This window comes from Neobacillus oceani, from assembly GCF_046237595.1.
In the GTDB taxonomy this organism is placed as follows: domain Bacteria; phylum Bacillota; class Bacilli; order Bacillales; family Cytobacillaceae; genus Bacillus_D; species Bacillus_D oceani.
On record NZ_CP143543.1, the window covers coordinates 963,819 to 977,730 of the forward strand.

A 13,912-nucleotide genomic window follows, 5' to 3' on the forward strand; every position below is an offset into this window, starting at 1 on the left:
TGCATAGAAACAACAGCACTGCAAACACTAATCAAAAAGGGAGGGGATTGGAAATGGAAGTATGCCCGGTCTGCAACGGACTGAAAAAAGTGGATGTGAACTGCGAAAACTGCTCCAACTTAATGGAGGAAAAAGGGCGCTACATGGATTACTTCGACGATTACAGCCCCTATATGCCAATCGACCAAATGAAACTCGAGGACGGCATACCTGACGACCTTAAAAACCGCCAATGCCCCCACCTCTACCGCTGCCCGGCGTGCGGGACTGATAGTATTATCCTGATAGGGGAATAGCTTTTTTGGGATGCAAACAAGCCTACGAACAGTGTCACTCCCCAAATTTTCTTGTTTCACAGGAGTATTTCACGATTAGAATTTGCCAAACCGAAAGGAGCCATGTCCTATAATTTTACTTAATAAATAGACTGCTTGAACAAAAAGAGAGCGCCATCCCGCGGGACGGTGCTCTCTTTTGCAATACTCTTATTGTTCCCCCGAAGGACGGATGCGCTGCTCTGTTTCAACATCGAAGAAGTGGACTTTGTTCATGTCGAAAGCGAGGTCAAGCTTATCGTTCGGATGGATATCGGAGCGGGAATCAACCCTTGCCACGAAATCCTGGCCGCCCAAGCTTGAGTAAATCATTGTTTCCGCCCCAGTCAGTTCGGAAACTTCAACGGTAGCGGTGATTTTTGAGCCTTCGGAAGCGTCGATGAACACAGGCTCATCATGGATGTCTTCAGGACGAACGCCAAGTACAATCGGCTTACCGACATAGCCTTGTTCGCGAAGGTACTTCATTTTTCCTTCCGGAACGGCAATCTTTACATCGCCGATAACGAATTTGCCATCTTCAAGTGTCCCGCGGAAGAAGTTCATCGCCGGCGATCCGATAAACCCGCCAACGAACACATTCGCGGGCTTTTCGTAAACTTCTTTTGGAGAACCAACCTGCTGGATGACGCCATCCTTCATAACAACAAGGCGGGTTGCCATTGTCATCGCTTCGGTTTGGTCGTGTGTTACGTATATCGTAGTTGTGTTCAGGCGGCGGTGAAGCTTGGCGATTTCGGCGCGCATCTGGACACGTAGCTTTGCATCAAGGTTGGAGAGCGGCTCGTCCATCAGGAATACTTTCGCATCCCGGACAATTGCGCGCCCAAGGGCGACACGTTGGCGCTGACCGCCGGAAAGAGCCTTCGGTTTACGGGTCAGATAGGTTTCAAGGCCAAGTATCTTCGCAGCCTCTTTAACCTTTTTATCTATTTCAGCCTTCGGAATCTTGCGGAGTTTCAAGCCGAATGCCATGTTGTCATAAACCGTCATGTGCGGGTAAAGGGCGTAGTTCTGGAAAACCATTGCGATATCGCGATCTTTCGGAGCAACATCGTTAACCCTTTTGCCATCAATATAAAAATCGCCCTTTGTAATTTCCTCAAGGCCGGCAATCATCCTCAATGTCGTTGACTTTCCGCAGCCAGAAGGCCCGACGAACACGATGAATTCCTTATCCTTGATGTGAAGGTTAAAATCTTCAACGGCTGTTACTTTGTTATCGTACACTTTATAAATGTGATCAAGAATCAGCTCTGCCATGTTTTAATTCCTCCTATTATAAATAATCTCGTACTTTAAGTGTAAGTGAAACGGTTAAAAAACCATATGGACAGGCTGCACAAAGATAAGCAGCTAGTTTTTGGGCAAAGTGCTTGGGCTGTGGAAAAAGGGCCTTTCATTAAACGAAAATAATAAACAGGTATGTTTTTTCTTTTTCATTGAAAAACAAAGAAGCGAGGGAGCAGGGACTGACCCATAAAATAAAACCGCCAAATGTGTTGGCGGTCCCTAGTTCGTTTCCCGGTCTCTGTCGTATAAAAGGCAGGCGAGATAAACGGTAAAAGCGGAGTTGAAATCCTTTAGGCTTACTCCTGTCTTATCCGTAAATTTATCGACTCGGTATTGGAGCGTGTTCCGATGAATGTACAATTTTTTTGCGGCAAGGCTCGCATTCGACCCGTTTTCGAGAAATCCCTTTACGGTCGTGAACATCTCGTCGTCACTCCTGAACGCCTCCGCGAAAACAGCGTTCAACGCTTCGGAAAGCGGCCTGGGCAGCAGTGACGCGACATAGGCAGGGAAAACTTTTTCAAAAGTGTAATACCCTTCCGAAGAAATATCCTTTTTCGCAAGATCAAAATAGTTCTGCTCCTCCCTGAACTGGCTGGGCAGCGCATCGGAAACCGTTAGCCGCCTCCCGATATAAATCCTCGTTTTAATGTAAAAATCGCTTTCGAACGCGCCGGCCATCGAAGCAAGGTCCCGCTCGTCCAAGGAATATTTCCCCCGTTCCACCGCTAAAGCACTTCCCGATCCTTCCCACAGAACAAGAATATCTTCGGGGAAAAACCCCTTTATTGCCATTTCAAGCTCCTCACGGTCATGGTTTTCACCGCGGAACTCGAACTGGATGAGCCGGATGACTTCCCCTTCGAAGCCCGCAGGCGGCTCAGCGCCTTCAAAAAGATATTCCTTCCATTGCTGAAGCATAGGCGGCAGTTTTTCAGACGGCACCTCTGCCCGCACATAAATCGCCCCAAGAAGGTCCAACTCTTTTTCGCTGATAGATTTCTCAGGAATGGAAATCCACTTCCTTTCGGCTTCATTATGGAAAATATGAAATTTTTCTTGTCCCAGTACAGGCGGATGGTCTGTAATAAAGGCTCCAGGGTATAGGGCGAGCAAATTTTCGAACATAACACTTCTCCTATTTTACAAAAAAATCAGTTAAATCAATTATAACAATGAAGCCAAGAATGCGAAAATGCCGGGCTCACCCGGCATTAACGATCGTACACATGAAACAGCATCAGTTCATGGATCTGTTTCTCCAATCCGGTCCGTTCGTCTCCGTGCGGAGCATTCAAGCCCCACTCGATTTTGCCGTCCTTGAGGTAGCGGCCTGTGCGCTTAAGCTTTTTGTAAAAGAACGAAAACTCCCAGCCAGGAATATCCGTGTTTTTGTACAAAGGCTTGAACTGAAAATGTGTCAGCAATGCAATCCCCCCACTTCAATTGTACCGTACAGCCTCAAAAGGAGCGAGGAGGAAGAGGGCAAGTAAATCGGCATTGAGGCCCTGCTATCCAAACAGCCGGTTGACAAAACCAAGAACCCATACAAGAACCGCCGTCGAGGATACCGTCAAAAGAAGTGTTTTTACTGGGGCTGCCTTCCATCCCGAACGCAACGGAGGAAGGGCATGCAGCGCGAAGGTTGCCAAAAATACTGCCAGAGGAATCCAATCAAGAATTGTCTTTCGGTGAGACCCATCCAGTGCATTGGAAATCGTCTGGGCGAAAAAGTAAAAAAACGAACCCGCATGGGCTGCGCAAGCAAAGAGGAATAGCGGCAGTGACCGCTTATTTTTGAACATGAAAACCGGCTCCTTCGAAAAATTGCATTTTTTCTATAGTATGTAATGAATTATACGCAGTACCTGGGAAAACAGCCCGCTTTTTCGGTATAATGAAAGAAAAATCGTAGTATTTTTGCGACCAGGAAAGAAGGGGTCGACTTTGTTGCAAAAAGCAAATGATCTATTAAAAACGTATTTCGGTTATCCGGCATTCAGGGAAGGGCAGGAGCGGGCCATCGCTTCGGTGCTTGAAAGCAGGAACACTCTTTGTGTTATGCCAACCGGAGGCGGTAAATCGGTTTGTTACCAAATACCAGCGTTGATGCTCGAGGGAACGACTGTTGTCATTTCCCCGCTTATTTCCTTGATGAAGGACCAGGTCGACGCCCTTGTCCAGCTTGGTGTCGATGCTGCCTATATCAACAGCTCGCTGTCAAGCCAGGAAGCGGCGGAACGGATGGAGGACGCTCTCGCGGGAAGGTACAAGCTATTGTACATCGCTCCCGAGCGGCTGGAATCGCCTTATTTTACCGAGCAGCTAGGAAAAATGGACATCCCGCTCATCGCCGTCGATGAAGCGCATTGCATTTCCCAATGGGGCCACGATTTCCGGCCAAGCTACCGCCATATTGCAAAAATGGCGCAGGGCCTTCGCAACCGGCCGGTGATGCTTGCGCTAACCGCTACGGCGACCCCGATTGTCCGGGATGATATTTGTACCTCGCTCGGCATAGAAATCGGGAACGAGATCATTACCGGCTTTGAACGGGAAAATCTTTCGTTCTCCGTCATAAAAGGGCAGGACCGTGGCAAGTTCCTGAAGCGCTTTTTACAACAGAATGAAAAGGAAACAGGGATTATTTATGCCGCCACCCGCAAGACGGTCGACCAGCTGTATGAAAGCCTAAAAAGGGGCGGGATTTCAGTATCTCGCTATCATGCCGGGATGAGCGACGCGGACAGGTTCGGCGAACAGGAGCGGTTCCTCCGCGATGAAGCGTCCGTGATGGTCGCCACCTCCGCATTTGGGATGGGCATCGATAAAAGCAACATCCGCTATGTAATCCATTATCAACTTCCCCGGAACATGGAGAGCTATTACCAGGAAGCCGGGCGCGCTGGCCGGGATGGCCTTCCGAGCTCGTGCATCGTCCTTTATTCGCCACAGGATATCCAGGTCCAGCGTTTCCTCATTGAACAATCGGTCGAGAGGCACCGGGCTGCATCCGAATTGGAAAAGCTTCAGGGAATGGCGGACTATTGCCACACAGAAAGCTGCCTCCAGGAGTACATTCTCCGCTATTTCGGGGAAACGGACACAGAACCGTGCGGGCGCTGCGGCAATTGCACCGATTCGCGGGAAAGCGAAGATGTTACGACTGAAGCGCAAATGGCACTCTCCTGTATCATCCGTATGGGGCAACGGTTCGGCAAGGCGCTCACCGCCCAAGTGCTGACAGGGTCGCAAAACAAAAAAATCGTTGAATTTGGGTTTGACAAGCTCTCAACATACGGAATTATGAAGGAGTGGACCGCGAAGGACGCGGCAAGCTTTATCGAATTCTTAATTTCCGAGGACTATATCGGGGTAGAACACGGAACCTTTCCAACTATTTATGTTTCGCCCAAGGGGAAGGAAGTTTTACAGGGAAGGCTGCGCGTTTCGCGGAAAGTAGCCGTCCAATCCACGGAAATATCGGTGGAAGACCCGCTGTTTGAGGAACTGAGGGCTCTAAGGAAGCAGCTTGCCGACGCCGAGAATGTCCCGCCATTCGTCGTATTCTCTGATGCTTCGCTGAAGGATATGTGCCTGAAGCTGCCTCAATCGGAGGAGGATTTCCTTGAGGTAAACGGAGTCGGCGCGAATAAGCTTGAAAAGTACGGCGAACCGTTCATTTCGGCGATTCAAAAGTTTCTGGCGGAGCATCCCGACCGTGAACCTGTTTTTGAAGATGCAAAGCCAGTGAAAAAACGCCCTGTGGCGAAACCGACGAGCGACTCCCATCTCGAAACGCACCGGCTGCACCTTGAAGGCCAATCGGTTGAGGCTATCGCCGCCAGCCGGGGGCTTGCCGTGAGCACCGTTGAAAATCATCTATTAACCTGCTATCAGCAGGGGCTGCCGGTTTACTTTGAGAAACTGATTCCCGAGGAATTTATACCGCTCTTGGAAAAAGCGGTCGCCGAAGCGGGGCGGGAACGGTTGAAGCCAATCAAGGAGCTTCTGCCGGATGAGATAACCTATTTCATGATAAAAGCGTTTTTAATAATCGAAAAGAGCCGCATGCTGTCCTAGCTGCGGCTTTCGGTTTTTATAGTGTTTTTTCCAAAAATAACTATTCGTTATGTTAAACTATTCCTAGATTAACAGAAATGGGTGGTCCTTATTTTACATAATGAAGAAGTGGTCCTGGCACTTAGGGACCTGCGGAAAAATTATGGTGCTAAGCCGGTGCTGCAGGGAATCGACCTTACCGTTACCCGCGGGCAAATCATCGGATATATCGGGCCGAACGGAGCGGGAAAAAGTACGACGATAAAGCTGCTCCTTGGCCTTGAGGAAAACTATCAGGGAGAAATAGAGATTTTCGGGCAAAAGCTCAAATCCGGAGATTATGTGTATAAACGAAAAATAGGCTATGTACCGGAAATTGCCGAGCTTTATGACAACTTGACGGCAATCGAGTACCTAACCTTTACGGGTGAACTGTACGGGATGGACCCTGAAAAAGCGGAAGTGAAGGCAAAAAAGCTGATGCGCGCATTTGGCCTCGATAACGTGTTCTATAGCCGAATATCCTCTTTTTCAAAAGGGATGAAGCAAAAGGTGATGATTATCTCCAGCCTCCTGCACGATCCTGAACTGCTGTTCCTCGATGAGCCGCTAAGTGGGCTTGATGCGAATTCGGTCATGATTTTCAAGGAAATCCTCTCCCAACTTGCAGCAAGCGGGAAAACGATATTCTATTCCTCGCATATCATGGAAGTTGTCGAAAAAATAAGCAATAGAATCATTTTGCTCAACGGCGGAACAATTGTCGCGGACGGAAGTTTTGAACAATTGAAGGAACAAAGCGCGGAGGGATCCCTGGAACAGATTTTCAACCAGCTGACAGGCTTTGATGAATTCAGGGATTTGGCGGGCGAATTTGTTTCAATCGTCCGGGAGGTGTAATTCTTGGAGGATTTAAGGACGTTGAGGGTGCTCGACAAGTTCAGATGGATGTTTGAGCGGCTCGGTGCCGACTATCCGGTTATGAGGAATATCCTCGCGATGAAGCTAACGATGGACCAAAGAAGGGCGCCGACCATCCTTGGCGGGGCTAGGAATAAGAGCGATCACAGCCATGAAGAAGAGAATCGCTTTATGAAGTCACTTTGGGTCTATTCGATTTTTGGGCTCCTGCTGCTGCCGCTGATTTTGATGGGAGACCATTTTTTCTTCCAAATGACAACCTTTTTCGGCATTTTGATGTTTCTGATCATGACGTCGCTCATTTCGGATTTTTCGGCGGTCCTCCTTGATTTGAGGGACCGAAATATTCTTTTGGCCGGACCTGTTGGCAGAAAGACGATCAGCCTTGCCCGCGCGGTACATATTTCAGTTTATTTGTTTTTCCTGACCGGCTCTTTGGCGGCAGCACCATTGCTTGCGGGGCTATTCAGGCACGGGCCGGCCTTTTTCCTAATTTTCGCGGCCGCGCTTATTTTCGTAGATTTGCTGATCATGGCGGCAACAGCTTTGGTGTATTATTTCATTCTCCGCTTTTTTGATGGGGAGAAGCTCAGGGATATTATTAACTATGTACAAATTTTCCTGTCTGTTTCACTCGCACTAGGGTATCAGCTTGTGGGGAGAACATTCGAACTGATTGAAATGGAAAGGGCGATCGATCCTGCATGGTGGCATGCGCTCCTCCCGCCGGTTTGGTTCGGCTCCCTGTTCGAACTCGGCATGAATGGAGCTACTTCGCCCCAGCTTGCTTTGTTTGCGTTTTTGGCCGTTTTGGGGCCGGCAGGAGCGTGGGTTTTGTATGTAAAAAAGATGCCTGCATTCGAAAGAGGAATCAAAAAACTTTCATCGGGAAGTGGGCCGAGCCGGGTAAAGGTTCCTCCATTGAATACGATCGCATCAAGGCTGCTGTGCCGGGATAGGGAAGAGCGGGCCTTTTACCGGTTCGCGGTGGCGATGATGAAAACCGAACGCGATTTCAGGCTCAAAGTATATCCGTCAATCGGCTTGTCGCTTGTTGTCCCGCTTATTCTCCTTTTAAACCAAATCAGGTGGGAGTCTTTCGAAAGCCTTGTCCATAGCAAGTACTATTTAGCCATTTACATGGCTGCGATTGTCATTCCGACATCGATTATGATGCTAAAATACTCGGGGCGTTACAAAGGCTCATGGCTGTTCGGGGCAGCGCCTTTAAAAACATTTGCCCCATTTTACAGTGGAACATTGAAAGCCTTTCTAAGCAGGCTGTTTTTTCCGGTATACGTTATAGCCGGCTTGATTTTTTGTTCGATTTTCGGGTTTGGGGTGCTGCCGGATATAATAGGGGCTTTTCTTGCCGCAATCATTTATACCGTGTTTTGTACGTATTTGTTAAAAGGCTCTTTGCCGTTTTCGGAATCTTTCGAGGCAAGCCAGGAAAGCGAAGGCTGGAAAATCATTCTCTACCTCATTCCGATGTTCGTCTTTATGGGTGTCCATTATTTATTTACCTTCATCCCATATGGCAGTTTTCTTTACATCCTCATCATGCTTGTCGCAACCTCGGTCTCCTGGAGACATGCCGCCCGCAGGATTTGGGTCTAAAAAGTGGGGCAGGAAACGTTTTATTCTTTATTTCAATTTTACTTCAATAAAAATGGGAACGATTCCTTCGCCTCGCACTAAGGCAATGGATTCGTTCCCTATTCCTATTATCTAAAGATTTCCTCGGGTGCCTTGACTGATTTTTCGGCAAGGTGAATGGCGAAGTCGATAGGCAGTTTTCTTGTTAAATATTCGTATTTGCGCATTCCGCGGTGGTGGAAAATTGACCTGCCTGGTTTGGAATTGACCTCGAACAGCCAGACAATGCCGTCCCGGTCAATCCCAAAGTCAAAGCCGAATTCAGCGGTGATTCCATCTAGCCGCTCCTCGAGTATTTCGCTTAGCTCCAAAGCCGCCCTCGTTAATTTCCGTTCATATTCAGCCGCGCCCTTTTCCCCGAATAGCTCCTTTAGAGTATGGACGTCACCGCCGTTCCTGACATGGGTCGTGATGCTTCCGAACCCCGCCTGTTTTCCGGCGATGGCTGATACCTGCCATTTCCCATTCCCGTCCTTGTTCGTATGGACCCTGAAATCGACAGGCCTGCCGTCCACTTTTAAAAGGAGGATCCTTTGCTGGATCAACAAATTTTTAAGGCCGCGCTTGCCAAACATCTTGGAAGTGAGCGCATGCAGGCTAGAGAACTTCAATAGTTTATTCTTCCCATTTTGATCCCTGAAGCGGCAATAACAGGTTGAGCCGGGAAATTCGGCGATTACTTGGCGGATTCCAAGGCCCAGCGTCCCGTGAATCGGCTTTAAGTAGATGGAGCCATGCTTATCGAGCAGGCGCCTGGTCTCGGCAATCGAAGCGAACAAGTGGGTCTCCGGCAAGTATTTTTGTGCTTCCTGGCTATCCTTAAGCCGTTCGAAAATATCCATTTTGTTGAAGAACCCCGGATTGAACCATGGAATTAAATAGTCCTGTTGAAGCCTTTCTTTTGCTAATTTGCTTTCGGGTCTCGTCTCACTTCTTCTAGTCGGCATCCGGTCATAAACCACATTTGGAAATGGAACAAGCCCCGTCTCCCAATGTCCTTCGTTAAAAAAATAGCCTTTGATTAAATTTTTCTCCCAATCGATTGCCTGCCCGGTAAAAAGGAAACCTGAAGCACCTGAGGAGCTGCATGTCTCCAACAATTTTGAAAACGAATTGGTCCTGTCACCCGCCGGATTTTGGCTTGATTCAATGAGCCCGGATGTAAAAATGCCGATCAAAGGACCTAAAAACAAGGTATCTTCATTTGAAAAGATGCCAAGCTTTCCGGCATTTTCAGGAATACGAAGTTCTTCAATGACCGGCTTGCTGATTCCGAGACTTTCCTCACCATCGGGATGGGGCAGGATAGCGGCATCCATGGATGCTGAGCCGAATGCCGCTTTTCGAACAGACGGCATAGGCCCTAGCCGGGAAGGATAATAAACAATGGGCTTGTCATGCTCGATTGTTTCAACCGGATAAAACTTTACCATTTGACTCACGTCCTTTTCGTTTTAAAAGGATGGAAGATTTTTAAATAAAAATGAATGGAACCTTCTTCCCTCGGTATCGTATGAATGTCAGTAGCGCGTGTACCTCGAGGTGTAAACAATCGGCCTTCCTTGCAATGTTTAGCAAAGGGAGCTTTTCTCGCAATAAAGAAATCAACGCCCAAAGTAGATAAAAAGGGTAAGCCTTTATGATTTTTGGGTAAAGATGGGCAAAAACTGTTATAGTATCGTATGTACAGGACAAACAAAACGTTCGTGTTATTTTTCGGAAAGGTTGATCCATAATGAATGTATTTATAACAATCTTGTTTATGGTGGTTATTGGCGCGTTTATCAACGGATTGACGAACCATCTGGCTATTAAAATGTTATTCAGGCCGTACAACCCCATCTATATTGGAAAATGGCGCGTCCCTTTTACTCCCGGACTGATTCCGAAAAGGCGGGACGAGATGGCGGTTCAAATGGGAAAGATGGTCGTCGAGCATCTGGTTACACCGGAAATTATCCGCGCCAAATTTATGAATAAGGATTTTCAGCATGATATGACCGAGCTCGTCAAAAAGGAGCTCCGGACACTTATGGAATCCGATATGACAATAAATAGCCTGCTAGAAAAGGCGGGAATCGAGGACGGAACAGAGCGGATTGAAAAAAGGATTGGGCGGTTTGTCGAAGGGGTTTATGAAAAAGCGATGGGCAAATACCGCGGCCAGCCGATTGCGGCCGTCCTTCCTCAGCCGCTCCTAGAAGGGGCCGAGCGGAAGATCCCTGAAATCACCGCCTATATCCTTGGAAAAGGCGAGGATTACTTCTCCAGCTTTGAAGGCAAGGTGCGCATCCAGGCGATGTTTGACGAGTTTTTCAAGGATAAGGGAATGATAGGCAGTATGATACAGAGGGTTCTTGGTAATGTAAGCTTTGCTGATCGAATCCAGCCTGAAATCATCAAGTTTTTCAAAAGCGATGGTGCCCATCTCCTAATTACGAACATCCTACAAAAAGAGTTGGAAAAACTTCTTGATCGTGATGCGGCTGAACTGGAAGAGATGGCCGGCAGGGAAAAGATTGTTTCCGCCCTTAAGGATTATGCAGTCAATCTTGCCGGGACGGAGAAGCTTTTGGGAACGCCTGCATCGGAGCTGCTTGCTTCTTATAAAGAAACGATTCTTGAGCGCATGGCCCCGAATATTGTTGTTATGCTAGGAGATTGGCTTACATCGAGAATTGAAATGATGATGGAGAAGCTTCATTTACAGGAACTTGTCCGCGCCCAGGTGGAGACCTTTTCGCTTGATCGGCTTGAGGATATGGTTATCGGGATTACAAGTAGAGAGTTGAAAATGATTACGTACCTTGGTGCGCTGCTCGGAGGCATTATAGGCATTTTTCAAGGTATATTTGCGGTACTGTTTTCATAGGATATACCGTTATGGCGAATTTCGCGGGGCATTTCCTTCACGCGCCCTGTTTTGGTATAGTGGACAGGAATGCCACATTTAATAAGGGAGTGTTACCATGGCAGTAAATTTGTACGATGCCGCCTACGAGCTTGAAAAGGCAATCAGGCAGAGCGATGAATTCAGACGGTTGAAGCAGGTATATGACACGGTCAATGCTGATGAATCGGCGCGGAGAATGTTCGAAAACTTCCGCAATATCCAAATGAACCTTCAGCAGAAACAGATGATGGGCCAGGAAATCAGCCACGAGGAAGTTGAACAGGCGCAAAAATCGGTTGCCCTTGTCCAGCAGCATCCCGCCATTTCCAAGCTGATGGAGGCGGAGCAGAGGATGGGCATGGTCATCGGTGAACTGAACCAGCTTATTATGAAGCCGCTTGAAGAATTGTACGGAAATCCGAACAGGTAAAGAAACGAATCTTGGCTGCTTCGGACTCGCATCGGCAGTTGAACCAAAGCCTTTTCGATACGAAGCTGCTTAAGGGTTCGTTCTATTGTCTCAAACCAATGAAACATCCCGGCAAGTAACGTTTGCCGGGATGTTTTCTGTTTAAGGATATTCAGCCAAGCTATACTTGTTCTATTAAAATCGATGGTACGTTCATCTCCTGATATCGGACATGTGGTTCATTGTAATCGTAGCTGCTCCTTCAGGCTTTTGGTCCATCTGGTTGTTGAGAAAGTAGCTGGTGATGTTCAAATTGGCACAAAGGGAAAGCCATGAATTTCCGATAGCCCTTGTAAAGGGAGAAAAGTATAATGGAAAGAGTTACGATTTTTTTGCGATTTCCCGCCGGTGGACGCCGGCTCGTAATGTGCCGCCAACTTACTGGCCGCACACTTGGCCATCTCCCATTACGGTTTAGAATATGGTAGCAAGAGCCGATTTGGAAACCTGAGTAAGCCGGAATTTTGTTTAACAAGGACGTTTTGTGATATAAAACTAAGAACTGCATGTTTCCATAATCGGCGGTACCGGCCGTCGAAGTATTTCCATGCAATTGAATTCCAGGGACCCGGGATAAGGGATCCTGAAGGACAAGGGGAAACATTGCTTTTAACTAATAATCGGGGTGAACACAATGCCGTCTATCATTCTGACCATTATCGTAATTAACATTTTGTATGTTTCCTTGTTTACATTAAGGATGATGATTGTTATCAAAGGATACAGGACCCTTGCATCCATTTTGTCGATGGGCGAGGTTTTTGTTTACCTAATGGGACTGACGATTGTCCTTGATAACCTTGACAAGCCGCTTAATATTGCCGCCTACTGTTTTGGGTGGGGCCTTGGGGTATTTATCGGCAGTAAAATTGAAGGTTACCTGGCACTTGGCTATGTTGTCATGGAAGTGATCGTGGATTCGTCGGATTTAACCGTCCCCACAAAAATTCGCGAGAAAGGGTATGGCGTCACTTCATGGGTGGCCGACGGGAAGGATGGCAGACGCCTGGTAATGAAGGTGCTCGCAAAGCGGAAGAACGAGCAAAAGCTAAAAAAACTTATTCTCTCGTTATACCCAAAAGCCTTTATGATTTCATACGAGCCTACCCACTTTAATGGTGGATTCATGCTGGGTCGGCTTCGTTAACGGTATTGCAGATTTTCATAGGAGCGCTGGCCAAAGACGGCCGGCGCTTTATTTTTCGCCATGCCTGTTCTATTAAAATCCTTTCATACATACAAGTGAAATAAGGATGATTCCATGAGGACAGGGGGCACCGCCATGATTTACCGAATGCTTGCTCTGAATATCGACGGAACGCTTCTCGAAAGCAGCGGGAAACTTCATAAAACAACAAAGGAAGCAATCCGGTATGCGCAGGAAAAGGGGGTATATATCACCCTCCTCACTTCACGCAACTTTGCTTCCGCGAAAAAGGTTGCGCGTGCATTGAAGCTGAAAGGGCTATTCGCCTCCCATCACGGAGCTTATATATCCGCCGCCAATGACAAACCTGAATTCGTTAAAAGGATCAGTGAGGACGTCACCTATGAGATTGTCCGGTTCCTTGAAAGCTTCCAATGCCAAATCCGGCTTGTGCACGAGAAGTTTTCGCTCGGTAACAAGCTACATTTGAATAATAATCTATTGGCAAAAGCCATTTTCACTTCGGGTGACCCGCTTGCGTATTCGCACCAGTTTGTTACCGATTTGAGTGACTCACTTGTCGATACGCCAGTTGCCCCGCCTAAAATTGAAGCATATTTCGATGTCGAACAGGATTTGGAAGATGCGCGCAAGGCGTTGGGAAAGATGTTTAGCGAGGTGGAGGCGGCATGCAGCGCCCCGGGAAAGCTCGATATTGTTCCTGCGGGCGTTTCTAAACTGTCAGGCCTGATTTACATTTGTGAGCGTCTTGGAATCAGCTTGAAGGAAGTGGTGGCAATTGGCGACGGTACGGACGATATCCCATTCATCGAGGCAGCTGGACTAGGGGTGGCCATGGGCAATGCCCCGTACGAAGTAAAACGCGCCGCTGACTGGATAACCCGTTCGGAAAACGAGCACGGCGTCGCCTATATGGTCAGGGAACATTTCAGGAGGCAGCATCCCATCGCATTTTTACAGAAAATGAACATTATAAAAAAGTAGCATTACGGCGGCAAAGGCGGTGAACCAAGTCTTTGCCGCCTTTTACTATTGGCCATTAAAATAGGGCGGTGCCATGTTTAATGCAATAGGAGCCAGCTTCGCAATATGGTGAAGAAACCGCCATTTAA

13 protein-coding genes are annotated in these 13,912 nt (G+C 47.7%); 8 read left to right on the forward strand and 5 right to left on the reverse strand.

Going from position 1 to position 13,912, the window contains the following annotated elements:
- Positions 1-53 precede the first annotated feature (53 nt).
- Entirely contained in the window at positions 54-296 is a 243-nt protein-coding gene (locus tag V1499_RS04785) for a hypothetical protein (RefSeq protein ID WP_409274223.1), read from the forward strand.
- A gap of 189 nt (positions 297-485) precedes the next feature.
- Here V1499_RS04785 and V1499_RS04790 read toward each other — a convergent pair whose 3' ends face one another.
- The 4 genes from V1499_RS04790 to V1499_RS04805 form a co-directional block, all read right to left on the reverse strand.
- The gene (locus V1499_RS04790) at positions 486-1,598 is read right to left on the reverse strand and encodes an ABC transporter ATP-binding protein (protein WP_409274224.1); all 1,113 of its coding nucleotides are present in this window, start codon (positions 1,596-1,598) and stop codon (positions 486-488) included.
- Between the two features lie 249 nt (positions 1,599-1,847).
- Positions 1,848-2,756: a PucR family transcriptional regulator gene (locus V1499_RS04795; RefSeq protein ID WP_409274226.1), complete on the reverse strand. Its 909-nt coding sequence runs from the start codon at positions 2,754-2,756 to the stop codon at positions 1,848-1,850.
- An 86-nt stretch (positions 2,757-2,842) separates the two neighbouring features.
- Positions 2,843-3,055, reverse strand: coding sequence for a YheE family protein (locus V1499_RS04800; protein ID WP_409274227.1), 213 nt, complete (start codon positions 3,053-3,055; stop codon positions 2,843-2,845).
- Positions 3,056-3,139: 84 nt separating this feature from the next.
- Entirely contained in the window at positions 3,140-3,433 is a 294-nt protein-coding gene (locus V1499_RS04805) for a hypothetical protein (RefSeq protein ID WP_409274229.1), read from the reverse strand.
- Positions 3,434-3,575: 142 nt separating this feature from the next.
- Here V1499_RS04805 and recQ point away from each other — a divergent pair, with 142 nt between their 5' ends.
- From recQ to V1499_RS04820, 3 genes are all read left to right on the forward strand, one after another.
- On the forward strand, positions 3,576-5,711 hold the full coding sequence (recQ, locus tag V1499_RS04810; protein ID WP_409274230.1) for a DNA helicase RecQ: 2,136 nt from the start codon (positions 3,576-3,578) through the stop codon (positions 5,709-5,711).
- Between the two features lie 81 nt (positions 5,712-5,792).
- Positions 5,793-6,590, forward strand: a complete 798-nt coding sequence (locus V1499_RS04815; RefSeq protein ID WP_409274232.1) for an ABC transporter ATP-binding protein — start codon at positions 5,793-5,795, stop codon at positions 6,588-6,590.
- A 3-nt stretch (positions 6,591-6,593) separates the two neighbouring features.
- Positions 6,594-8,231 carry a hypothetical protein gene (locus V1499_RS04820; protein WP_409274234.1) on the forward strand — a complete coding sequence of 546 codons (1,638 nt, stop codon included), beginning with the start codon at positions 6,594-6,596 and terminating at the stop codon, positions 8,229-8,231.
- 107 nt (positions 8,232-8,338) lie between these two features.
- Here the strand turns inward: V1499_RS04820 and V1499_RS04825 are convergent, their stop codons facing one another.
- A complete protein-coding gene (locus V1499_RS04825) occupies positions 8,339-9,703 on the reverse strand; it encodes a YheC/YheD family protein (RefSeq protein WP_409274236.1) in 1,365 nt (454 codons plus the stop codon).
- Between the two features lie 302 nt (positions 9,704-10,005).
- Between V1499_RS04825 and V1499_RS04830 the strand changes: the two genes are divergently transcribed.
- The 4 genes from V1499_RS04830 to V1499_RS04845 all read left to right on the forward strand — a co-directional run bounded on the left by V1499_RS04830 (position 10,006) and on the right by V1499_RS04845 (position 13,784).
- A complete protein-coding gene (locus tag V1499_RS04830; RefSeq protein WP_409274238.1) occupies positions 10,006-11,142 on the forward strand; it encodes a DUF445 domain-containing protein in 1,137 nt (378 codons plus the stop codon).
- 97 nt (positions 11,143-11,239) lie between these two features.
- The gene (locus tag V1499_RS04835; protein ID WP_409274240.1) at positions 11,240-11,593 is read left to right on the forward strand and encodes a YlbF family regulator; all 354 of its coding nucleotides are present in this window, start codon (positions 11,240-11,242) and stop codon (positions 11,591-11,593) included.
- A gap of 673 nt (positions 11,594-12,266) precedes the next feature.
- Positions 12,267-12,779: a DUF2179 domain-containing protein gene (locus tag V1499_RS04840; RefSeq protein WP_316571188.1), complete on the forward strand. Its 513-nt coding sequence runs from the start codon at positions 12,267-12,269 to the stop codon at positions 12,777-12,779.
- A gap of 135 nt (positions 12,780-12,914) precedes the next feature.
- Positions 12,915-13,784: a Cof-type HAD-IIB family hydrolase gene (locus V1499_RS04845; protein WP_409274242.1), complete on the forward strand. Its 870-nt coding sequence runs from the start codon at positions 12,915-12,917 to the stop codon at positions 13,782-13,784.
- The last annotated feature ends 128 nt before the right edge of the window (positions 13,785-13,912 follow it).

Bases quoted from the DNA above. Each gene is read 5' to 3' on its own strand.
- V1499_RS04785 (WP_409274223.1), top strand. From the start codon at position 54: ATGGAAGTATGCCCGGTCTGCAACGGACTGAAAAAAGTGGATGTGAAC.
- V1499_RS04845 (WP_409274242.1), top strand. From the start codon at position 12,915: ATGATTTACCGAATGCTTGCTCTGAATATCGACGGAACGCTTCTCGAA.
- V1499_RS04835 (WP_409274240.1), top strand. From the start codon at position 11,240: ATGGCAGTAAATTTGTACGATGCCGCCTACGAGCTTGAAAAGGCAATC.
- V1499_RS04840 (WP_316571188.1), top strand. From the start codon at position 12,267: ATGCCGTCTATCATTCTGACCATTATCGTAATTAACATTTTGTATGTT.
- V1499_RS04795 (WP_409274226.1), bottom strand. From the start codon at position 2,756: ATGTTCGAAAATTTGCTCGCCCTATACCCTGGAGCCTTTATTACAGAC.
- V1499_RS04805 (WP_409274229.1), bottom strand. From the start codon at position 3,433: ATGTTCAAAAATAAGCGGTCACTGCCGCTATTCCTCTTTGCTTGCGCA.
- V1499_RS04825 (WP_409274236.1), bottom strand. From the start codon at position 9,703: ATGGTAAAGTTTTATCCGGTTGAAACAATCGAGCATGACAAGCCCATT.
- V1499_RS04830 (WP_409274238.1), top strand. From the start codon at position 10,006: ATGAATGTATTTATAACAATCTTGTTTATGGTGGTTATTGGCGCGTTT.
- V1499_RS04790 (WP_409274224.1), bottom strand. From the start codon at position 1,598: ATGGCAGAGCTGATTCTTGATCACATTTATAAAGTGTACGATAACAAA.